This window comes from Pseudomonas sp., from assembly GCF_028293835.1.
Classification (GTDB): domain Bacteria; phylum Pseudomonadota; class Gammaproteobacteria; order Pseudomonadales; family Pseudomonadaceae; genus Aquipseudomonas.
In genome coordinates this window covers 59179-79586 of the sequence record NZ_JAQGNX010000105.1, presented here as the reverse complement: position 1 = coordinate 79586, position 20408 = coordinate 59179, and the positions used below count along the sequence as shown (strand labels likewise).

Annotated in this window: 17 protein-coding genes; 4 read left to right on the top strand and 13 right to left on the bottom strand. The window is 57.7% G+C overall.

What is annotated here, in order from left to right:
- The 4 genes from phnF to phnC form a co-directional block, all read right to left on the bottom strand.
- The gene (gene phnF, locus JWR17_RS14725) at positions 1-705 is read right to left on the bottom strand and encodes a phosphonate metabolism transcriptional regulator PhnF (RefSeq protein WP_299832650.1); all 705 of its coding nucleotides are present in this window, start codon (positions 703-705) and stop codon (positions 1-3) included.
- 32 nt (positions 706-737) lie between these two features.
- Positions 738-1526 (bottom strand): phosphonate ABC transporter, permease protein PhnE, encoded by a 789-nt coding sequence (gene phnE, locus JWR17_RS14720; RefSeq protein WP_299832649.1) that lies wholly within the window; start codon positions 1524-1526, stop codon positions 738-740.
- 75 nt (positions 1527-1601) lie between these two features.
- Positions 1602-2606 carry a phosphonate ABC transporter substrate-binding protein gene (gene phnD, locus JWR17_RS14715; protein ID WP_299832648.1) on the bottom strand — a complete coding sequence of 335 codons (1005 nt, stop codon included), beginning with the start codon at positions 2604-2606 and terminating at the stop codon, positions 1602-1604.
- 64 nt (positions 2607-2670) lie between these two features.
- Entirely contained in the window at positions 2671-3507 is an 837-nt protein-coding gene (phnC, locus tag JWR17_RS14710; protein ID WP_299832647.1) for a phosphonate ABC transporter ATP-binding protein, read from the bottom strand.
- A 223-nt stretch (positions 3508-3730) separates the two neighbouring features.
- Here phnC and JWR17_RS14705 point away from each other — a divergent pair, with 223 nt between their 5' ends.
- Positions 3731-4627, top strand: coding sequence for an alpha/beta hydrolase-fold protein (locus tag JWR17_RS14705; protein WP_299832646.1), 897 nt, complete (start codon positions 3731-3733; stop codon positions 4625-4627).
- Positions 4628-4718: 91 nt separating this feature from the next.
- On the opposite strand, the gene JWR17_RS14700 is transcribed toward JWR17_RS14705, so the two are convergent.
- The 9 genes from JWR17_RS14700 to mrdA all read right to left on the bottom strand — a co-directional run bounded on the left by JWR17_RS14700 (position 4719) and on the right by mrdA (position 16336).
- Positions 4719-6611, bottom strand: coding sequence for a methyl-accepting chemotaxis protein (locus tag JWR17_RS14700; RefSeq protein ID WP_299832645.1), 1893 nt, complete (start codon positions 6609-6611; stop codon positions 4719-4721).
- Between the two features lie 232 nt (positions 6612-6843).
- Positions 6844-7836, bottom strand: a complete 993-nt coding sequence (locus JWR17_RS14695; RefSeq protein WP_299832644.1) for an oligopeptide/dipeptide ABC transporter ATP-binding protein — start codon at positions 7834-7836, stop codon at positions 6844-6846.
- Positions 7833-8858: an ABC transporter ATP-binding protein gene (locus JWR17_RS14690; protein ID WP_299832643.1), complete on the bottom strand. Its 1026-nt coding sequence runs from the start codon at positions 8856-8858 to the stop codon at positions 7833-7835. Before JWR17_RS14690 ends, JWR17_RS14695 begins: the two co-directional genes overlap by 4 nt.
- A complete protein-coding gene (gene ddpC, locus JWR17_RS14685) occupies positions 8855-9754 on the bottom strand; it encodes a D,D-dipeptide ABC transporter permease (protein ID WP_299832642.1) in 900 nt (299 codons plus the stop codon). Before ddpC ends, JWR17_RS14690 begins: the two co-directional genes overlap by 4 nt.
- Position 9755: 1 nt before the next feature.
- Entirely contained in the window at positions 9756-10772 is a 1017-nt protein-coding gene (locus JWR17_RS14680; protein WP_299832640.1) for an ABC transporter permease, read from the bottom strand.
- A gap of 153 nt (positions 10773-10925) precedes the next feature.
- The gene (locus tag JWR17_RS14675) at positions 10926-12482 is read right to left on the bottom strand and encodes an ABC transporter substrate-binding protein (protein WP_299832639.1); all 1557 of its coding nucleotides are present in this window, start codon (positions 12480-12482) and stop codon (positions 10926-10928) included.
- A 188-nt stretch (positions 12483-12670) separates the two neighbouring features.
- A complete protein-coding gene (gene ddpX, locus JWR17_RS14670) occupies positions 12671-13231 on the bottom strand; it encodes a D-alanyl-D-alanine dipeptidase (protein ID WP_299832638.1) in 561 nt (186 codons plus the stop codon).
- 67 nt (positions 13232-13298) lie between these two features.
- Positions 13299-14156, bottom strand: coding sequence for a MurR/RpiR family transcriptional regulator (locus tag JWR17_RS14665; RefSeq protein WP_299832637.1), 858 nt, complete (start codon positions 14154-14156; stop codon positions 13299-13301).
- Between the two features lie 284 nt (positions 14157-14440).
- A complete protein-coding gene (gene mrdA / locus JWR17_RS14660) occupies positions 14441-16336 on the bottom strand; it encodes a penicillin-binding protein 2 (protein WP_299832636.1) in 1896 nt (631 codons plus the stop codon).
- A gap of 218 nt (positions 16337-16554) precedes the next feature.
- On the opposite strand from mrdA, the gene JWR17_RS14655 reads away from it, so the two are divergent.
- The 3 genes from JWR17_RS14655 (at position 16555) to JWR17_RS14645 (ending at position 20364) form a co-directional block, all read left to right on the top strand.
- Positions 16555-17580, top strand: coding sequence for a LacI family DNA-binding transcriptional regulator (locus JWR17_RS14655; protein WP_299832635.1), 1026 nt, complete (start codon positions 16555-16557; stop codon positions 17578-17580).
- Positions 17581-17794: 214 nt separating this feature from the next.
- Positions 17795-19171 carry an MFS transporter gene (locus JWR17_RS14650; RefSeq protein WP_299832634.1) on the top strand — a complete coding sequence of 459 codons (1377 nt, stop codon included), beginning with the start codon at positions 17795-17797 and terminating at the stop codon, positions 19169-19171.
- Positions 19172-19203: 32 nt separating this feature from the next.
- The gene (locus JWR17_RS14645) at positions 19204-20364 is read left to right on the top strand and encodes a mandelate racemase/muconate lactonizing enzyme family protein (RefSeq protein WP_299832633.1); all 1161 of its coding nucleotides are present in this window, start codon (positions 19204-19206) and stop codon (positions 20362-20364) included.
- Positions 20365-20408 lie beyond the last annotated feature (44 nt).

The following is a 20408-nucleotide window of genomic DNA, read 5'->3' as shown; positions in this document are numbered from 1 at the left end:
TCAAGTAATAACCTGGTACTGAAAGCGATCCGAGCGGCTGGTGGACTGGGAAAGCTCCACCGGTTGCCCGGCGCTGTCACGGGAAAGGGTCAGGACGCTGAGCGCCGGTAAATGCCGAGGCATCAGCAGCAGGCCGGCTTCTTCGCGGCTTGGCAGGCGGGCGCCGATCAGGCTGAACGTACGGGTTAACGGCAGATCGTGCTCGGCGAAAAATTGCCGCATTGAGCCACCGGAATAGGCCGCCAGCATCTCGGTTCGGCTGGCGCAATAGCGGTGGCGGATCAGGCTGACCGGCTGGTCGTCGACCATGCGTAAAGTCTGCAATTCGATCAGCGGCGCCTGATCGGCGAGGCCCAAATGCCGGGCCTCTTCGGGGTTAGCGAGACACACCCGGCGCAGTAACAACCGCGCCTCGACGCCATGCCCCAAGGCCGAGACCGATTGGCTGTAGGCACTTTCAGCGGCCACGGGGTAAATCAAACGTCGCTCCAGCACTTGTGTGCCTTTGCCTTGTTGCCGCAGCACGCTGCCTTCGGCGACCAACTCATCGATGGCCCGTCGTACGGTGTGGCGGTTGACAGAAAAGCGCGCGGCCAGACGGATTTCTGCAGGCAGGTAATCTCCCGGCTGATAATCGCTAAGCTCACTGCGCAACGTGTCTGCCAGCTCGCGGTAAACCGGTTCAATTTGTCTAGACAAGTGCATGGTTAAAAAAAGCGCCGTGAGGCACTGTCTCCCTAGATGAACTGTTTGCGCAGGCGCTGCGACATAAGGTCGATCACGCTGACAACGAAAATAATGATCAGTAAGACGGCGCAGGTTTGGGTGAACTGAAACGAGCGAATGTTTTCCCAGAGGATCACCCCGATACCGCCTGCACCGACCATCCCCACCACCGTCGCCGAGCGCACGTTGGACTCGAAGCGATACAGCGCATAGGAAATCCACAGCGGCAGCACTTGAGGGATCACCCCGTAAATAACTTCCTGCAAGGCACTGGCGCCGGTGGCTCGCACCCCTTCAACCGGCCCCGGATCGATCGCTTCTACCGCTTCGGCAAACAGTTTCGCCAGCACACCGGTAGTACCGATCCACAAAGCCAGAACTCCGGCAAAAGGACCCAGGCCCACCGCCACCACGAACAACATGGCGAACACCATTTCGTTGATCGAGCGGAACGCGTCCATGACCCGGCGTACCGGCTGATGAACCCACCACGGGGTGATGTTCTCGGCGCACAGAATGCCCAACGGCACCGAACAGATGATCGCCAGAACCGTGCCCCAAACGGCGATTTGCACCGTGACCAGCATTTCCTTCAGGTACGAACGCCATTCGTGAAAGTCAGGCGGGAAGAAGTCGGCGGCAAAGGTCGCCATGTTCCCTGAGTCGCGGTACAGCGCCAGCGGGTTCATTTCAGCGCCATGCCATGACCAGACCAGCATGGCCAGAACCAGGCCCCAGCCGATGTAGCGGGGCCAAGTGCGCTTGCCGACGGCTTCGACGTATGCAGCGTGGGTCGTCATAAAAAGCTCTCGCAAGGTCAAACATTCAAAGGCAGCCACTCACCGACGCCGTCCCTGGCGTCAGGTCATTGGGTATTAACCAGCGCTGGCGGTGCTCTTCTTTTCAAGCTCGGTGATGCGCTGTTGCAGCTTGGCCAGACCGTCATCGAGGGTCTTCAAGCGCTCAGTCTTTTCTTTTTCATCCAGCGTGGTGCTGGCAGCGACTTCAGTGCGTTGTTTGAACAATTCAAGCTGACGGATTGGCAGGAGTTGATCGTCGGAAGACTTCAGGAACTTGCCCAGTTGCATGTCCTTGAGGACAGCTTTCTCGTGATCGGTGTCGCCGTAGGTGGCGAAAAATTCGCGGATTTTGGCTTTATCGGTGTCCGACAGACTCTTGTTCCAGACCATCGGGTCTGCCGGGATCAGCGGCGACTTCCAGATCACTTTGAGCAGTGCGGCCTTGTCCGGCTGAGTCACTTCCAGGCGATCCCAGCTTTCGGTGTTGAAGGTCGCTACATCCAGCTGACCTTTGGCCACGCTCAGGGCGTTGACTTCATGGCTGGAGTTCAGCGTGCGCTTGAACGCGGTCGAGGCGTCGACGTGGTTCTTGGCGAACACGTAGTAGCCCGGGACCAGATAGCCGGAGGTGGAGTTTGGATCGCCGTTACCGAAGGTCAGGTTCTTGGCGTTTTTCAGCATGTCTTCTACTGAGTTGATCGGGCTGTCTTTGCGCACGATCAACAGGCTCCAATAACCGGCAGCGCCATTGGCGGCGGCGGTCTGGGCGAAGATTTCACCGTTGGAACGGTCAACGGCTTCCATCGCGCCCTTGTTGCCCAGCCAGGCGATATCAACTTTGTTGAAGCGCATGCCTTGAATCAAACCGGCGTAATCAGACGCAAAGGTTGCGTTGATTTTCAGGCCGGTTTTTTTCGACATATCGTCAAGAAAGGGTTGCCACACGCTCTTGAGGTTGGTCGATGACTCGGTGGACATAAGGCCGAAATTGATGACTTTTTCTTCAGCTTGAGCGGTGCCCAGACAGAAGGTGGCCAACAAAGCGGCAGACGCAAAAACGCGACCGATACGATTCAACATGGGCAGGTTCCTGAAAGAGAAATAGGAGGTTCGGTTGGGTGCAACAGCAACGTTTTGCAAGCGGTTACCGCACGGCCGCCAAAACCAGCTTTACCGGTTTATCCGCACTGCGCGCCTTGTCGGAGAACAGCAGACGGGTGTCCAGGTCTGCGCCATACAGGTCGTTAAGGAACTCGGTGCTGAGGGTTTCGGCGGCGCCATCGAAATGAATCCGCCCGGCTTTGAGGGCGACGGCACGCTGGCAATAGCGCACGGCGTAATCCACTTGATGCAGGGTAACGACGACGGTTTTGCCGTCGCGTCGGTTGATGTCGGCGAGGATTTCCATGACTTTGCGTGCGGACTCAGGGTCCAGCGAGGCAATCGGTTCGTCCGCCAAAATGATCTCGGCGCGCTGGGTCAGCGTGCGGGCAATGGCCACGCGCTGTTGTTGGCCGCCGGACAAGGTTGAAGCGCGTTGTGCCGCCAGATCCGCCAGACCGACGCGGTCCAGAGATTCCATTGCCCGCCGCTTTTCTTCGGCATTGAACAAGCTGAGGTTGCCGCGCCAGCTAGGCATGCGGCCCAGGCAACCGAGCAATACGTTGTCCAGTACGCTGAGGCGATTGACCAGGTTGAACTGCTGGAAGATGTAGCCAATATCCGAGCGCAACTGACGAACATTCCTGTTCAGACGGCCGCAGGATTGCACTTCACGGCCCAGCACCTGAACGCTACCGCCGTTGTGTTTATCGCAACGGGCCAAGCCCGCCATATGCCGCAACAGGGTGGACTTGCCGGAGCCAGAAGCGCCAATCAGCGCGACCATTTCACCGGGTTGTATAGACAACGCAAGATCGATCAACGCCGTCTTGCGAGCAAAAGTCTTGTTCAGACGGTCGACATGGATAGCTGCGTTCATAGGCGTCTCTGTGTCTGGTTGAACAGCCTTTGCACGGCTGCGTTGAAGTGCGTCAGACATTAGAGAGGCTGTGTTTCAGCCCTATGAACTACGCATGACAATCCGATAACGGTTGGTTGACGGTTTGAGGTTGGGGCCGTCTGAAGACCGCCGCCGTCAGTGTGGTGTATGGTGCTGGCGGGCCCGGTTTGAGAGGCTTGTACTGGTGAGGAGAGTTCGCGAGATGAACAACGTGCAGCGCCTTAACACCCTGTTAATTCTGCTAATGAGTATTTTCCCGTTGGTCGCACAGGCTAATTCCACCCCGCAACAGCCGCCACAGTCGGCGTCCGAACCGACCCTCGCTGACCGTGGTTCTGCTTATTACCGCTTCGAGCGTTTGCATGTGGACTCCGCCGATGGCAAGCGCCGTTATCGCCTGGACCTCGCCATCCCCCGCCGCGCTGCGCCCGCTGCTGGCTACCCGGTGGTGTATTTGCTGGACGGCAATAACGTCCTGGCCGAGCTGCGTGACGATTGGCTCGGCGAACTGGACGCCGGTAATCCGCCGGTGCTGGTGATGGTCGGTTATGACATTGATGGGCGTTACGACATGGACCTGCGCACCCGGGACTACACCGGCGCCAGCTCGGCGGACTTTTTGAAAAGTTTGATTACAAAGATCAAACCACTGATAGAAAAACAACAGCCGATTGATCGAACCCGGCAGATGCTGTGGGGCCACTCCTTTGGCGGGCTGTTTGTGTTATATGCGTTATTTGAAGATCCACAGGCGTTTCAAACGTGGTTCGCCGCCAGTCCATCGCTGTGGTATCAGCCGCAAACGTATGCCAAAGGAATGGGGTTCGCCGGTATCGCCAAAGATTCGAAACGACACGTCATGATCATGCGCGGCTCCAAAGAAGGCCGCCCCCCGATCAAATCATTTGATGGCGGCTCGCTGGAACGCAGAAAAGCCATGGCGGCGGTGCCCTTGGATGCCAACCAGAAAGTGGCGGAGCACCTGGCGACACTGCCCGGCGTGACCGCTCACTACCAGGAATTCGAAGGGCTGGCCCATGGCGAGATGTTTAATGCCGCGTTGTACCCGGCGCTGAGAATGGCGGCGGGGTTGAAATAGCTTTCCGCAAGAGGCCAAATCTCCTGTAGGAACCAACGTGTTGGCGAGGCGGCAGATGTCTCGCCAACACGTTGGCTCGTACAGAAGCTAATCAAATCCTGAACGTCCCCACCAAATGCTGCAACTTGCTCGCTTGCTGTTCCAGATCAGCACAGGCAGCCAGGGTCGATTTCAAGTTATCGACCCCGGCCTGGTTCAGCGTGTTGATTTGGGTGATATCGACATTGATCGATTCAACCACCGCCGTCTGTTCTTCGGTCGCTGTAGCAACAGACTGGTTCATGCCGTCGATTTCGCTGATCCGGCCCGTCACGCTGCTCAAGCGATCACCCGCCTGGTTGGCGATGGTTACGCTATTTTCGCTCTGCTTCTGGCTTTCAGTCATGGTCACCACTGCCTGCCGTGCGCCGACCTGCAATTCTTCGATCATCTTCTGCACTTGCTGCGCGGAATCCTGAGTGCGATGCGCCAGGTTTCGCACTTCATCAGCCACTACCGCAAACCCACGGCCTGCTTCCCCTGCCCGCGCAGCTTCAATCGCTGCGTTCAACGCCAACAAATTGGTCTGCTGGGAAATGCTGGTGATCACTTCAAGGATCTGCCCGATATTCACCGTCTTGCCGTTCAGGCTTTCGATCGTGGTGCACGATTCACTGATGTTGGTCGACAACAGGCTCATCGCCTGAATGGTTTGCTGCACGACTTTTTGACCGTCGCCCGCGAGCTGGCTGGCATCGCTGGAGTGCTGAGAAGCCAACGCGGCGTTTTGCGCAATTTCTTGCGCAGCAGCACCCAACTCATTGATGGCCGCCGCGACGCTGCTGGTGCGATTGGCTTGCTCGTCAGAGTTGACCATTGACGAGTTCGAGGCACACACCACCCGCGCAGCAACTTCACTGAGGTGCCCCGCAGTGCCTGCCACTTCGCGGATCGAGCCGTGTATTCGCTCGACGAAATGGTTGAAAGACTGCGCCAACGCGCCGAACTCGTCCTGGGACTCGATGGCCAGGCGTTTGGTCAAATCCCCCTCGCCGTCAGCGATGTCGCGCATGGCACGGCCCATCTGATGCAGGGGGCGCATCAGTACCCGAATTAACAGGCCCAGCAATAGCACGACGAACACGACGATGATAATCATCGCCGTGAGCCCCGAGGTGCGGAACTCGCTGAGCATTGAATACGCTGCGTCCTGATCCAGCACCAGCGCCACGTACCAGTTCGCCGACGACAAGCCGTCAACATGAGTGAAGGAGATGAATTGGCTTTTACCTTGAGCATCCACTTCAGACACGCCCGGTACAATTTTCGGTGTGCCAACCGGGTAAGCCTCGCTGATGTTCTTCAGCACTAGCTTGCTGTCCGGGTGAACCAGGATCTTGCCATCGCCACTGACGATGAACGCATAACCATGACCACCAAAATTGAGCGAGTTAATAGTGTTGCTGATGCTATCGAGGGAGATGTCCGCGCCCGCAACCCCAACGAATTGAGTGTCATGTTTGACCGGCGTGGCCAAGGTGACCACTAACTTGCCTGACGAAGCGGCGATATACGGTTCGGTGACGATAGTGGTTTGAGCGCTGGCGGCCGCCTTGTACCAACCGCGCTGGCGTGGATCGTAATCGCTGGCCCGGTTGCCTGCAGGAACCGAAAACATCACGCCTTCGCTGGAACCGAAATAGCTCAGTTGGAAGTTATCGACGTAGGCCGGCAAACCCACCGCGCGCTGAAGGTCAGGGACTGCGCTGCCATCGACCGAAATCTGCTGCGCCATTGATTGCAGCAATTGAACACGGCTTTCCAGCCAGGTTTGAATATTTTGCGTGGTGAGATTGCCCAGCTGCTTCAGCTCCGAAAACACATTGGCCTTCAGCGTTTCACGTTGTCGATAGTCGTTTACAACGATGAAAGAGGAAAACGCGACCACGATAATGACCGTGGCGGCCAGCAATATTTTCTTGCTGAAGCCCAAACTTCTAATCATACGAGTGTATCCAGCCTGAAAATTAGCAATGGCGAGCGCGCAAAGTATGCGAACAGGGGGATTGCGATGGAGCGTTGTACGGACTTACATAACGAAAAGGAAGCACCTGTGCTGAAAAGCCATCAGCGTTCCGACCATTGGCTGTAAAGCCCTTCGGACGCAGCCCCGGTTCTGTGTTTGCTGCGCGACAGTGGGGCGTCGGCTAAACCTCCTCCAAAGTTCTGTGCTCCCGTTACCCCACCACTGATTCCAAATGGCAGCGCACTAGGTTGTCACCGATGGCGCCTGCTGCTGCGGCCAATAATTGTGGCTTGTCGCAGCCCGTTGTAGCTAGCGGGCAACGGTCGCGGAAGAAGCAGCCGGTGGGCAACTGGCGGTTACCCGGCAGCTCGGTAGGCGCCGCGACTTGCGCGTTGTCCAGGGGCGCACCCAGGCGGGGCACTGCTTCGAGGAGCAATCGGGTGTACGGGTGGCGCGGCCGTTCAAGCACTTCTGCGGTCCTGCCCAGTTCGACAATCTGCCCCAAATACATCACCGCTACGCGGTCCGCCATGTGCCGAACCACAGACACGTTGTGGGAAATCAGGATGTAGGTGAGGTCCCGACTGCGCTGCAACTCCTGCAGTAGATTCAAAATCTGCGCCTGCACCGATATATCCAGCGCTGAAGTCGGTTCGTCGAGAACGATAATGTCCGGATTGGATGACAGCGCCCGCGCGATGGCGATCCGTTGTCGTTGCCCACCGGAAAATTGATGTGGGAATCGCTCCAGGTATTCAGTACGAATCCCTACTTGTTCCGCCACCTTCGCCGCGATCTCGCGCATTTCCCCACGTGGCGCCGAGCGCTGGACAAACAGCGGCTCGGTGATGATTTTCCAGATCGGCAGACGCGGATCCAGTGAGGATTGCGGGTCCTGGAAGACGATTTGCACATTGCTGCTGCGCTCATGGGCATCGTTATAGATCCAGTTCAGCGAACCACTGGTGGGTTTGATCAAGCCCATCAACAGCTGCGCCAACGTGCTTTTGCCGCAGCCAGACTCACCGACCACACCCAGTGTTTCGCCCCCGCGAACGTCCAGGTCAATTCCGTTCAGCGCATGGGCCAGGCCTTTCGGTCGGCCCATCCAGTCGCTGCCCACCGGAAAATGCACCCGCACCTCCTTCAGGTCGAGAATCGAGGCGCTGTCCGTGGGCAGCGGTTTACGGGTGCTGCTGATCATGCCGATTGCTCCTGCACCGTCAGCCAACACGCGCTTTTGCGCAAGTCGTTGCCGTCGATGGCCTGTAGGGGTGGACGTTTGCTGCAAACCGGCATCGCATAGGCGCAGCGATCACGAAAGGTGCAACCGTCTGGCAGCGCTGACAGATTAGGCACCTGACCGGGAATGGTCATTAGCGCTTCGCCCGGCTGCACCTGTTCCGGCAAACCGCTGAGCAGGCCTTTGGTGTAGGGATGACGCGGATCGGCCATGACTTCGCCAGTTGCGCCCTGCTCTACCACGGCGCCGGTGTACATCACGTACACCCGGTCGCAGAACTGCGAAACCAAGGCCATGTCGTGGGTGATCAATAGAATCGCCGTACCGCGTTCACGGGCTTTCTCCCGCAGCAGCAACAGCACCTGACGTTGCACCGTAACGTCCAGCGCGGTGGTCGGCTCGTCGGCGATCAACAGCTGCGGATCACATGAAAATGCCAACGCAATCATCACCCGCTGACGCATGCCACCGGACAGTTCGAACGGGTAACTTTCCAGCACCTGTTCAGGGTCGGCAATGTGCATGTCGCGTAGCAGACCGAGGGCTTTCGCGCGGGCGTCGGACTTGCTCAACTGTTGGTGATGGATAATCACATCGAGCATCTGCCGGCCGATACGTCGGGTCGGGTTAAGCGCAGTCATCGGTTCTTGAAAAATCATCGCCGCATCGCGACCGCGAACCTTTAACAGGTCTTTTTCCTTGGCGGCGAGCATATCGCGCCCAAGAATATGCAAGCTGCCGCCGCTGACCCGGTAACTGCGCTCTGGCAGCAGCCTTAGGCTGAGCATTGCAGTGACTGACTTGCCAGAACCCGACTCGCCAATCACGCCGACGATTTCTCCTGGATTAACGTGCAACGAGACCCCGTTCAGCGCCTTGACCGTGCTGCGATAAGCCGGGAATTCGATACTCAGCTGGTCGATGACCAACACCGGAGTTTTGCCGACGGGCAGTTGAAGAGTTGGTGCGCTGTGCATGGTCATTTCCCCTGTTGGCGAGGGTCGAGCAAATCGCGCACGCCATCGCCCAATAGATTGAAGCCGGTAGCGGTGATCAGAATCGCCAGGCCGGGGAACGTCGAATACCACCATTGATCAAGGATGTAGTTACGCCCGGTAGAAACCATTGCGCCCCACTCTGCAGTCGGCTGTTGTGCGCCCAGGCCGATAAACCCCAGCGCGGAAGCCATCAAAATAGCGCTGCCAATATCCAGGCTCAGTTGTACCAATAACGGCGGCATGGCATTACGCGCCACATGCCAGAGCACGATGTGCCAGCGCCCGGCACCGAAAGTCTGCGCGGCTTTCACATAGCCCATCTGGCGAATGCTTAAAGCTTGCCCCCGGGCCAGACGCACGTAGAACGGAATCCGCACCAAAGTAATCGCCAACATCGCATTGAACAGACTCGGCCCTAAGGCGGCGGCTAACGCCATGATCAGCACCAATGACGGCACCGAGAGCATGATGTCCATCAAGCGCATCATCAGTCCGTCGAAGCGCCCACCGATGACACCGGACATGCAGCCCAGCAAACCGCCGATCAGGCACGAAGCGAAGGCCACGAACAGGCCGACACCCACCGATTGCTGACTGCCATACAGCACGCGGCTGAACAGATCACGGCCCACTTCATCGGTGCCGAACCAATGCGCAGCAGAGGGTTCAGCCAGACGTTGAGCAAGGTTCAGGGCGTTGGGGTCATGGGTCGCCAGCCACGGCGCAAACGCCATACAGAGCAATACCATCAAGGTGATTGCCATGCCGGCCATGGTCAGCGGACTGCGCCGGATCTGATAGCCCAGGTAGGCGGCTTTCTCCCGCCAGCGCGGAGTACCCGGCAACGGCGCAACCGTTATCGGCGTTAATGGAACGCTCATCTCAACCTACCTCGCCAATGCGCGGATCGATCACCCGGTACAGCAGATCAATAGCCATGTTCAGCACTACATAGATGAAGGACACCAGAATGGCGAAACCCATGACCGCCGGGAAATCCAACGACTGAATCGACTTGACCACATAGGCGCCCATGCCCGGCCAGGCAAAAACTGTTTCGGTCAATACTGCGCCATACAACAAGTCGCCCAGGGTCAGGCCGAGCACGGTTACCGAGGGGATCAACGCATTGGGCAGCGCATGCCGCAAGATCACCGCCCAGCGCGACAAGCCGTAAGCCCGCGCGGTACGGATGTAGTCTTCGCCCAGTTGATCGAGCATTGCCGAGCGAATCTGCCGCGCCACCACACCCAAATTGACGAAACCCAGGGTCACGGCTGGCAAGATCAAATGCTGCAGTGCATTCCAGAACAGCGCGCCATCCCCGGCCAGTAGCGAATCGATCAAGTAAAAACCGGTGCGCGTTGGCGGCGGGTCGAGCCCTTCGTCCAGACGCCCGCTGCCGGGCAACCACCCCAGATGCCCGTAAAACAACACGATCAAGCCCAGCCCCAGCCAAAACGCCGGGGTTGAAATCCCGGTTACCGCCAGGGTTCGCGCCAGTTGGTCAATGGCCCGGTTGTGGTACACCGCCGACAGCACGCCCAGCGGAACGCCCACCAGCATCGACAGGGTCAATGCGGTAATCGCCAGTTCCAGCGTCGCCGGAAAGTACGCCCGCAAATCTTCAAGCACCGGGCGACTGGTACGGATTGAGGTGCCGAGGTCGCCGTGCAACAGGTCGAGCATATAACGCCCGTATTGCTGATACAGCGGCAGATCCAGCCCGAGCTGGTGGCGAATGTGCGCGACGATGGCGTCGGTGGCGCGGTCGCCACCGATCAATCGAGCCGGGTCACCGGGGATCAGGTGCGAGATGGAAAAGGTAATCAGCGAAACGCCGAACACAACCAATAACAGGCCGAACAGGCGTTTGCGCAACATATTCAGGAAGGCCATAAGGCACCTCGGTATTGCGGCGGATCGACAATAACAACTGCCGTGGGCACAGCGCTGCAACGACCTTCGACTACCGGCAAGGTCGCTGGAGCGATAACAATTTCAGTGTTTGGCAGCGGCCTTGAAAGACCGCCGCGTTCTACCGGGTGATGCTTATTTGGTGATGGTGTCGATGTTGAACACTTGCTCAAGCATCGGGTTAAACACGTAACCCTTCACCGTACTGCGCATCGGCAATGTATAGGCCTTCTGATACAAATAAGCGTAGACGCTGTCGTTAAGCACGATTTTTTGCGCTTGCTGGTACAGCTCGGTACGCTTGGCGGCGTCATTGTTCGCGGCTGATTCGCGGATCAGCTTATCCACCGCCGGGTTTTCATAAAACGAACGGTTGCCCGGCAAACCCTGAAGTTTGGAGTCGAACCAGTAGTTCATGAACATGTACGGGTCGGCAAAGTCTGGGCTCCAAGAACCGATGGCGATATCGAAGTCGCCCGCGCCCAAACGCTCACGCATGGTCGCATTGGCCAGTTTTTCGGTTTTCAGGTTGATCCCCAGCGGCGCCAGGTCAGCTTGTAAGGTCAGGCCGATGGGCTCCCAGTTAGGGTCCTTGTCCGAGTACATGAAGTTAAGCGCCGTGATTTTTTGCGGCACCTTGGCCAGGTCAGCCTTGGCTTTTGCGCTGTCTTGTTTGAATGGCGGCAGCTTTGAGTCGTAAGCCCACATCCCCTGGGGGATCGGCCCGTTCATGGGCTTGGCTTTGCCCTTCAAGATGCCGTTGATGATGCCGTCGTAATCCAGGGCATCGACAATCGCCCGACGCGCATCGGGGTTATTCATCGGCGCCTTCTTGTTGTTCAAGTACAACAAGGTGACCCGCAGCGACGGATAATCGCCAATGACCACACCGGGTTTTTTGCTCAGCGCATCCAACTGGTCTTCTGGCATGTCTTCGATGATGTCCAGGTCACCGTGTTCCAGTTGCAAGCGACGCACCGAAGCCTCGCCGATGATTTTGACCACGACTTTCTTCAAGGCCGGTTTCGGGCCAGCGAAGTAAGTGTTTTGTTCCATGGTCAACGACTGACCTTTCTGCCAGGACGCCAGACGGAAAGCCCCCGAGCCGGCAGTGTGGGTCGACAGGTAAGCGTTAACGTCATCGGACTTTTTCACCACGTCCGGGTTGATGATGGCGCCGCCGTTGTGCGCCAGGGTGTAGAGGAACGGCGCATAGGGGGTTTTCAAGGTGAAGCGTACGGTCATCGGATCAACCACCGAGACCTCCATATCATCCGGGAATGCACCGGATGGGCCTTGCTTGAGCTTCATCAAGCGGTCGAATGAAAACTTCACCGCGTCAGCATTCACTTCGGCGCCGTCGTCGAATTTGTTGCCCGGCTTGAGCTTGAACTCCCAGACCAGGTTGTCGGCTGAGGTGCTCCAGCTGGCGGCCAGATCGCCTCGCACTTCGGTGCTGCCCTTGCCGTTCTCGACCTTGTAAGCCACCAGTTTCTGGTACGACGGGTAGGTCACGGTCCAATCGTTGTTATCGATGGTCACCGCCGGGTCGAGCGTTTGCGGGTCAGAAGGTTTGCCAATCATCAGCGTATCGGGTGGCGTAGCAGCGCTGGCCGATTGCCAGGCGCCCAGGCCGAGTGCTGAACACAGCAGGGCCAGGGCCAATTTGCGCGGGGTGAAAAGTCGGTTCATGCCGGTTCCTTGATCTTCAAACTATGGAATTTCATCGGTTTTTTATTAACGCTATACCGGGCAGATAAAACTCAAGCACGGGTCCGGGTGCTCGCTACGGGCAATCATCGTTGCCTGTGGCTAGACAACTGCGCCGGGTGTACGCCGGGATTCATGAGTGTCCCGGTCTGGTGAGGCGGTGTTACGGTTTAATCACGTGCAGGACGAATCGAGTGGTCGTCAATCAGCGGGTAATTCTCCGCATCCGGCAATTCGTAGTGCCACCATTCGCTGGCAATGTGCTGAAAACCAGCGCCGAGCATGATCCCCAGCAGCAGCAGGCGATTGCGCTGCACCGCAGGCGGCAAGTCAGGGAAAAACTGATGGGATTGCTCACGCATGTCATCGAAGCCGGTGCCCATGTCCAATGGCTGACCCTCGCCGTCGAGCAAGGTCAAATCCACCGCGACGCCACGGCTGTGGTGCGAACCCAGCTTTGGGTCACGCACGTATTCCGGGTTGGGCAGCGCTTCCCACAACAACAATTGCGCGTACGGCGGTCGGTAGGCATCGAACACACGCAAGCTCAACCCGGCCTGATGCGCTAATCGACTGGCAAGACGCAGGCAAATTTCAGCATCGCGATGCAGCAGGCAACGCGCGTCTTTATAAATCGGTTTGCCTGCCAAGTTATCCGCGCCGGCATAGATCAGGTCGATTTCGATCTTAAGCGCCTCGGCATCGACGTTGACAAGTGGGCTGCTGTTCACTCAAACACTCCAAATCAGATAAAACGGTGGTCAACCCACGGCGACTTTTTCAAAGGCGTCGGAGGCGCTATTCGAACTGGCCAAAAAGCTCTTGCAACTGCCGGTTTTTCGCCAGGCGTTCGTCCAGCCGACTGCCATATTTTTCTGCAACGGCCGACACCATCAGGTTAAACAGGCAGGCCAGCGGCGCCATGGAATCCCAGAACTGTCCGACGTCAGATTTCAACTGCAGCAAGTCCACGGGGTAATCCCGAGCCCATGGACAATGGAAGTCAGTGATCAATGCCAGCGGCAGGCTATTGCTGCTGGCGACCTCACAAAAGGTGCGCGCTACAGCGGAATAGGTACGGAAGTCGGCAATCACGGCGTAAGGGTTTTCGAACCGTGAATTCAGCGATTCGGCATAAGTGCCGGACAGACCATCAACGTAGTAAACCTTCGGCCGAATATATTCCAGGTGACTGTGAAAGGCGTTGAGCATGCCGCGGGTGGTTTGGATGCCGACAATAAAAACCGCATCAGCAGCGTACAAACGCTCGACGACCTGGCTGAACGTGTCGCTGCGGGCCAAGCCGTAGATGTGCTGAATGGCTTCCAGCTCCCGAGTAAGGGAGCGATCCAACGCATCGCCATGGGTGGCCTCCTCACGAAAAGCGCCCAATCGATCGGTGATCAACCACGTATTGCCAGAGTCGCCGCGCAAGCTTTGTTTGACGTCGTCCAGGTTGCGATAACCCAACGAGCGCAAAAACCGTCCGACCGAAATTCCAGTAGTCGCGGTCTGCTGCGCAATGCTATCCGCGGTCTCGAACGGCAGCTTCTGCGGATTGGCCAGCAGATAGCCCGCAATCCGCTTACCGGTAGGCGTCAGGCTGTTGAAGCGCTGCTCTAGCGTGTCGAGGAAACGGCTCTTGTCTACGATCATAATGTTAGATGACGTTCATTTTGTTTCAGGGTGTTATCAACATAACATCCGTATTTGATCGAGCACAACGGGTATTTTGCAGATTATTTCAGAGGGGAAAATAAGGACTCAAGAAGGTGCGCAGAGAAACGGAAATGCGCTGTTTAGGGGCAAAATGGCTGGCGTTTGAACGCACATGCTGTAGGAGCCAACGGGTTGGCTAAGCAGGCAACGCGGTCTTTCTCAAGTACCGCGATGTGCCGATATCGCCAACGAGTTGGCTATACAGGGGGTATGTCACCCAATCAAACGTGGGGCTCACCCGGTGGCTTAACCAATGGAATTGCATACTGTGGCTTCAACTTACCGTCTTTATCCAGCAACCAGGCGTCCAGAATCTGGCGCACCACCGGCCCCGCCACACGGCCACCGGCCTCGCCGTTTTCAATCATCACCGACACTGCGATTTTCGGTTTTCCTGCCGGGGCAAAGCCTACGAACAAGGCGTTGTCTCGGTTACGCTCCAAGGTCTTCAGGCGGTTGTAACGTTCGCCCTGCTTGATCGCAACCACCTGCGCTGTACCGCTTTTACCGGCAATTCGGTACTGAGCACCCACCGCCGCCGCTCGAGCAATACCGCGCGGGTCGTGCATTACCATCTGCATGCCGTGGTTGACCTGTTCCCAATCGGCACTATTGCGTAACACGATATTCGGCATCGGATGCTCGTCAACGGGGGCGACACCGGCCACGGATTTCGCCAGGTGCGGTCGGTTCCATACGCCTTTGTTGGCGATCAGCGCAGTGGCTTGTGCCAGTTGCAACGGCGTGACCTGCATATACCCCTGGCCAATCCCCAGAATCACCGTCTCGCCCGGGAACCAGACTTGCCGTCGGGTCACCCGCTTCCATTCACGGGACGGCATCAGGCCTGGCGCTTCTTCGAACATGTCCAGCGAGACCTTTTGGCCCAGGCCAAACATGGTCATGTAGTCATGCATGCGATCGATGCCAAGCTTGTGCGCCAAGGTATAAAAGTAGGTGTCGTTAGAGCGCATGATTGCGGCGTCCATGTCCACCCAACCATCGCCGCTGTGGTTCCAGTTACGGTATTTGTGGTCGTAATCCGGCAGTTGGAAGTAACCGGGGTCAAAGACTCTGGCCTGGGGCGTCACCACTCCGCTGTCCAGTCCGGCAATTGCTACCTCCGGCTTGATCGTCGAACCCGGTGCATACAAACCGCGCAGCACTCGGTTGAACAACGGCCGGTCCACCGAATCGCGCAGCGCAGCGTATTCCTTGAAACTGATGCCGGTAACGAACAGGTTAGGGTCAAAGCTCGGCTTGCTGACCATCGCCAACACTTCGCCGGTTTCCGGGTCCAGCGCGACCACCGAGCCACGACGATCGCCCAATGCGTCTTCTGCTGCTTCTTGCAGATGAACGTCCAGACTCAAGACGATGCTCTTGCCGGGTATAGCATCGGTGTGTTTAAGCACCCGCAACACACGGCCCTGGGCGTTGGTTTCAACTTCCTCGTAGCCCACTCGCCCGTGCAGTTCGGATTCGTAAAACTTCTCGATACCGGTCTTGCCAATGGATTGGGTGCCGCGGTACTCCACCGAATCCAGTTGCTTGGATTCTTTTTCGTTGATACGGCCCACATAACCAATCGAGTGGGCGAAATGCGCACCGTAGGGATAATGGCGCACAAACTGCGGCTCAACGTCTATACCCGGCAAGCGAAATTGATTGACGGCAATCAGCGCAATTTGTTCTTCGGTCAACTCGTACAACAGCGTCACGGGATCGAAATGGTGGCGCGCTTGCTTCAAATCCTTGTCGAAGAGGATCCGGTCTTCTTCCGGCAAATTCAAAATGCTGATCAGCGCATCCAGTACCTGACTCCAGTCTCCGGAACGCTCACGGGTCATGATCAGGTTAAAACTGGGGCGGTTATCGGCCAGCACTACGCCATTGCGGTCATAGATCATGCCCCGTTCCGGGGTGATCGGCAGCACGTGGACCCGGTTGTTTTCGGAAATGGTCGAGTGATAGGCGAATTCAGTAACCTGCAGAAAATACATCCTGCCCACCAGGATGCAGCTCAGAATCACGACCAGCAGGCCACAGGCGGCTAATCGTTTATTGACCAGCTGTCTTTCTTTCTCATGGTCTTTTAAGGGAATTGGATCAGGCATTGCTACAGCTTCTCGTTTAAAAAGGAGTAAACATTACAAATTGTGACGCACGATACCAAGAAGTGCGCAGGAATATGGATTCATCTGCCAGACGCGCGTTCTATAAATGCTGCACCGTGGCCTAAGACCCTGTGGTTGGGAGGGTTACACGCTATACATTTATGGGTGAAGAAACGGTATCGTGTGGCGCAAATGCCGACCGGAACGCCCTTCAGCCCATGCCTCTGCCGCCCCTTCCCCTGCCGAAAGCCTCCAGCCTGACCTTGATCGATGTGGCGAAGGTCGCGGGTGTCTCTCCTATGACCGTGTCCCGCGCCCTGCATCGCCCTGAATTGGTGAGCGAGCTGACCCGAGTGAAAGTCCGCGAAGCGGTTCGCGCCACCGGTTACGTGTCGAACATGCTCGCCGGTGGCCTGGCGAGCAACAAAAGTCGGTTAGTGGCCATTTTCTTGCCGACCATCGCCAACTCTATTTTTGCGGACACGGTTCAGGCTTTGATGGATCGCTTGACCGAAGCCGGCTATCAAACGCTGCTGGGGCTGACTGGTTATTCCGCTGAACGAGAGGAAGCATTGCTGGAGGCGGTACTCGGACGACGTCCTGACGGCATTGTCCTCACCGGGACCTTGCACACCGAGGCCAGCCGCCTGCGTCTGGCCCAAGCGGGAATTCCGGTGGTGGAAGCGTGGGACCTCAGCGAAGCACCGATTGATATGTTGGTGGGATTTTCCCACGAACAAGTAGGAGAAACCACGGCGCGGCACTTGCTCGACAAGGGTTACCGCCGGTTTTCGGTGATTAGCATCAGCGACCCTCGTGGTCTACGTCGTTGCCATAGCTTGATGGCCGAACTGGGGCGAAACGGCGTAACGGAAGTGCCCATTGAAGTGCTAGCGCCCCCCGCCACGCTGGAAATCGGCCGCGAAGGCTTGCGCCGCTTACTGGGACAGAAAAATTCGCCGGAGATTGTGGTCTGCAGTTCCGACACCATCGCCCAAGGTGTTTTGGCCGAAGCGGCCAGTCGCGGCTTGCGCGTCCCTGAAGACCTGGCGGTGATGGGGTTTGGCGATTTGAGCAGTGCGGCGCAAGTGTACCCGGCACTGTCGACCGTCAATGTCGACGGTTCGCACATTGGTTTCCAGGCGGCGCAAGCCTTACTGGAACGCTTCAAACACCCCAACAGCGGCGAAGCGCCGGTACGCATTGATACCGGGTTTCGGCTGATTGATCGCGCCAGTACCTAAACTTCGAATCACGCCGCCTCCCTACAGATCGTATTCTACAATCGTTGAATGATTGCGCAATCAGTGTAATATCCGCCAACAGAGCCACGGTTAAAAACGGTGTCTCGTTTTTTTTGATTACGGATGATTGCGCAATCATAGTCAGCAGATGGTTAAGGTAAATCCCGACGCCGCACCGCCACACGACAGCGATTTCACAATAAGGAAAATAATAGTGAATAACCCGATGCGCTCTGTAGCGACGAAGACCAACGTCCGCTATTTGATTCTGGTGATGATTTTCATCGTTACCGTGTTCAATTACGTCGACCGCGCCACGCTGTCGATTGCCGCCCCTAGCTTGCGCAAAGACCTGGGTTTTGATGCCGTGACCATGGGCATCGCCTTTTCCGCTTTTGGCTGGGCCTACACCTGGTTGCAAATACCCGGCGGCATCATCCTCGACCGCTTCGGCTCGCGGCTGGTGTTGGGCCTTAGCCTGATTTTGTGGTCGGGGCTGACCTTTTTGCAGGGCTACGTTGACCTGTTCAGCTCGGCGTTTGTGGCGCTGTTTGTGTTGCGTTTTTTAATGGGCGCAGCCGAAGCACCGGCCTTCCCCGCCAACAACCGCCTCACCGTGATGTGGTTCCCACGGCATGAGCGCGGGCTGGCAACCGCCGTATTTCAGTCAGCACAGTATTTCGCCCTGGCAGCGTTCACCCCGATCATGGTCTGGACCCTGAGCACCTTCGGCTGGCAGCACGTGTTTTTCTCCACTGGGGTCGCCGGCATCCTGATCGGCCTGCTGTGGTTCCGCATGGTCCATGAGCCGCGCAAAGACAAACGGGTCAATCAAGCGGAAATCGACTACATCGAAGCCGGCGGCGGCCTGCCTTCCATGGGCGATGCGCCAATTCCTTTCAGTTGGAAACGCGTCCGCACCATTGGCGGCAACCGCATGATGCTCGGCATCTACCTCGGCCAATTCTGCCTTACCTCGATCACTTGGTTCTTCCTCACCTGGTTCCCGACTTACCTGATCGAAGCCAAGGGCATGACCTTGCTCAAGGTCGGCCTGGTGGCGGCTATTCCGCCCATCGCCGGTTGCCTGGGCGGTGTGATCGGCGGTCTCTGGTCCGACTGGATGTTGCGCAAAGGCTACAGCCTCACCGCTGCGCGCAAGACCCCGATTATCTGCGGTTTGCTGCTGTCCAGCAGCATCGTGGTCGCCAACTACACCCAGTCGATTCCGCTAGTAATTCTGGTGATGTCCATCGCGTTCTTTGCCAAAGGCGTGGGCAATTTGGGCTGGTGCATCGTCGGTGACGTTTCGCCCAAGCGCGCCATGGGCGTCAGCGGCGCGATGTTCAATTTCTGCGGCAACCTGGCCAGCATCGTCACCCCCATCGCCATTGGCGTGATGATTAATCAGCTCGGGTCGTTTGACGTTGCGCTGATGTACGTCGCGGCCATGGGCCTATTGGGTGCGTTCGCTTATCTGTTCATCGTCGGCCCACTGAAACGCCTCGAATTCGACGAGCCGCAAGATCCGCCCGTGAACCCGCTGCTGAACGATGCCCACCTCAGCGATCTGCGCCAATCCCATTCATAAAGCTCTTAAAACCGTTCACCAGGAGAACTCCCATGGCCGCACCACACACTCCCCTCAAATCCTCGGATGACGACCGTATCGCCTGGGTCCGCGTGTCGTCGGTATTCTTGCCGCTAGCGAACCCCATCAGCGACGCAAAAGTCCTGACCGGGCGGCAGAAGCCCATGACTGAAATCGCCATGCTGTTTGTCGAGATCGAAACCGTCGATGGCCATAGCGGCCTAGGTTTCAGCTACTCCAAACGTGCGGGCGGTCCCGGCCAGTTTGCCCACGCTCAGGAAATCGCTCCGGCATTGCTCGACGAGAATCCCAGCGACATCGCCAAGTTGTGGACCAAGCTGTGCTGGGCCGGTGCTTCCGTGGGCCGCAGCGGCCTGTCGACCCAAGCCATTGGCGCCTTCGACGTCGCCTTGTGGGATCTGAAAGCCAAGCGCGCCAACCTTTCGCTGGCACGTTTGCTCGGCGCGCAGCGTGACTCGGTTCGGTGCTACAACACCTCCGGCGGCTTCCTGCACACCCCCCTCGACCAATTGATGAAGAACACCGATCTGTCCCGGGAAAAGGGCATCGGCGGGATCAAACTCAAGGTCGGTCAGCCGAACTGGGAAGTGGATTTGCACCGGGTCAGTACCGTGCGCAAACACTTGGGCGATAACTTCCCGTTGATGGTCGACGCCAACCAGCAGTGGGACCGCCCGACCGCGCAGCGCATGTGCCGCAAGTTCGAAGAACACAACCTGATCTGGATCGAAGAACCCCTGGACTGCTACGACGCTGAAGGGCACGCCGCCCTCGCCCTGCAATTTGATACGCCCATCGCCACCGGGGAAATGCTTACCAGCGTTGCCGAACACGCCGAGTTCATCAAACTGCGCGGCGCTGACTTCCTGATGCCCGACGCCCCTCGCGTCGGCGGCATTACTCCGTATCTGAAAGTGGCGGCCATGGCCGAACAGGCGGGCCTGATGCTGGCACCGCACTTCGCCATGGAGTTGCACGTACACCTTGCCGCTGCGTACCCGACCGAACCATGGGTCGAGCATTTCGAGTGGCTGGAACCGCTGTTCAACGAACGCCTTGAAACCCGCGACGGACGCATGTTGGTCCCAACGCGTCCGGGCCTTGGCCTGACCTTGAGTGAACAAGTCAAAGCCTGGACTGCACAGCAGGTCGAGGTCGGCAAACGCCCGTAACGCCTGAGCCGCCCGGCAACGTATGGCACGGGGCGGCTCCCTGA

Bases quoted from the DNA above. Each gene is read 5' to 3' on its own strand.
- phnF (WP_299832650.1), bottom strand. From the start codon at position 705: ATGCACTTGTCTAGACAAATTGAACCGGTTTACCGCGAGCTGGCAGAC.
- JWR17_RS14655 (WP_299832635.1), top strand. From the start codon at position 16,555: ATGCCTCTGCCGCCCCTTCCCCTGCCGAAAGCCTCCAGCCTGACCTTG.
- JWR17_RS14695 (WP_299832644.1), bottom strand. From the start codon at position 7,836: ATGATCAGCAGCACCCGTAAACCGCTGCCCACGGACAGCGCCTCGATT.
- JWR17_RS14700 (WP_299832645.1), bottom strand. From the start codon at position 6,611: ATGATTAGAAGTTTGGGCTTCAGCAAGAAAATATTGCTGGCCGCCACG.
- phnE (WP_299832649.1), bottom strand. From the start codon at position 1,526: ATGACGACCCACGCTGCATACGTCGAAGCCGTCGGCAAGCGCACTTGG.
- JWR17_RS14675 (WP_299832639.1), bottom strand. From the start codon at position 12,482: ATGAACCGACTTTTCACCCCGCGCAAATTGGCCCTGGCCCTGCTGTGT.
- mrdA (WP_299832636.1), bottom strand. From the start codon at position 16,336: ATGCCTGATCCAATTCCCTTAAAAGACCATGAGAAAGAAAGACAGCTG.
- ddpC (WP_299832642.1), bottom strand. From the start codon at position 9,754: ATGAGCGTTCCATTAACGCCGATAACGGTTGCGCCGTTGCCGGGTACT.
- JWR17_RS14645 (WP_299832633.1), top strand. From the start codon at position 19,204: ATGGCCGCACCACACACTCCCCTCAAATCCTCGGATGACGACCGTATC.
- phnD (WP_299832648.1), bottom strand. From the start codon at position 2,606: ATGTTGAATCGTATCGGTCGCGTTTTTGCGTCTGCCGCTTTGTTGGCC.
- JWR17_RS14690 (WP_299832643.1), bottom strand. From the start codon at position 8,858: ATGACCATGCACAGCGCACCAACTCTTCAACTGCCCGTCGGCAAAACT.
- JWR17_RS14680 (WP_299832640.1), bottom strand. From the start codon at position 10,772: ATGGCCTTCCTGAATATGTTGCGCAAACGCCTGTTCGGCCTGTTATTG.
- JWR17_RS14665 (WP_299832637.1), bottom strand. From the start codon at position 14,156: ATGATCGTAGACAAGAGCCGTTTCCTCGACACGCTAGAGCAGCGCTTC.
- JWR17_RS14705 (WP_299832646.1), top strand. From the start codon at position 3,731: ATGAACAACGTGCAGCGCCTTAACACCCTGTTAATTCTGCTAATGAGT.
- phnC (WP_299832647.1), bottom strand. From the start codon at position 3,507: ATGAACGCAGCTATCCATGTCGACCGTCTGAACAAGACTTTTGCTCGC.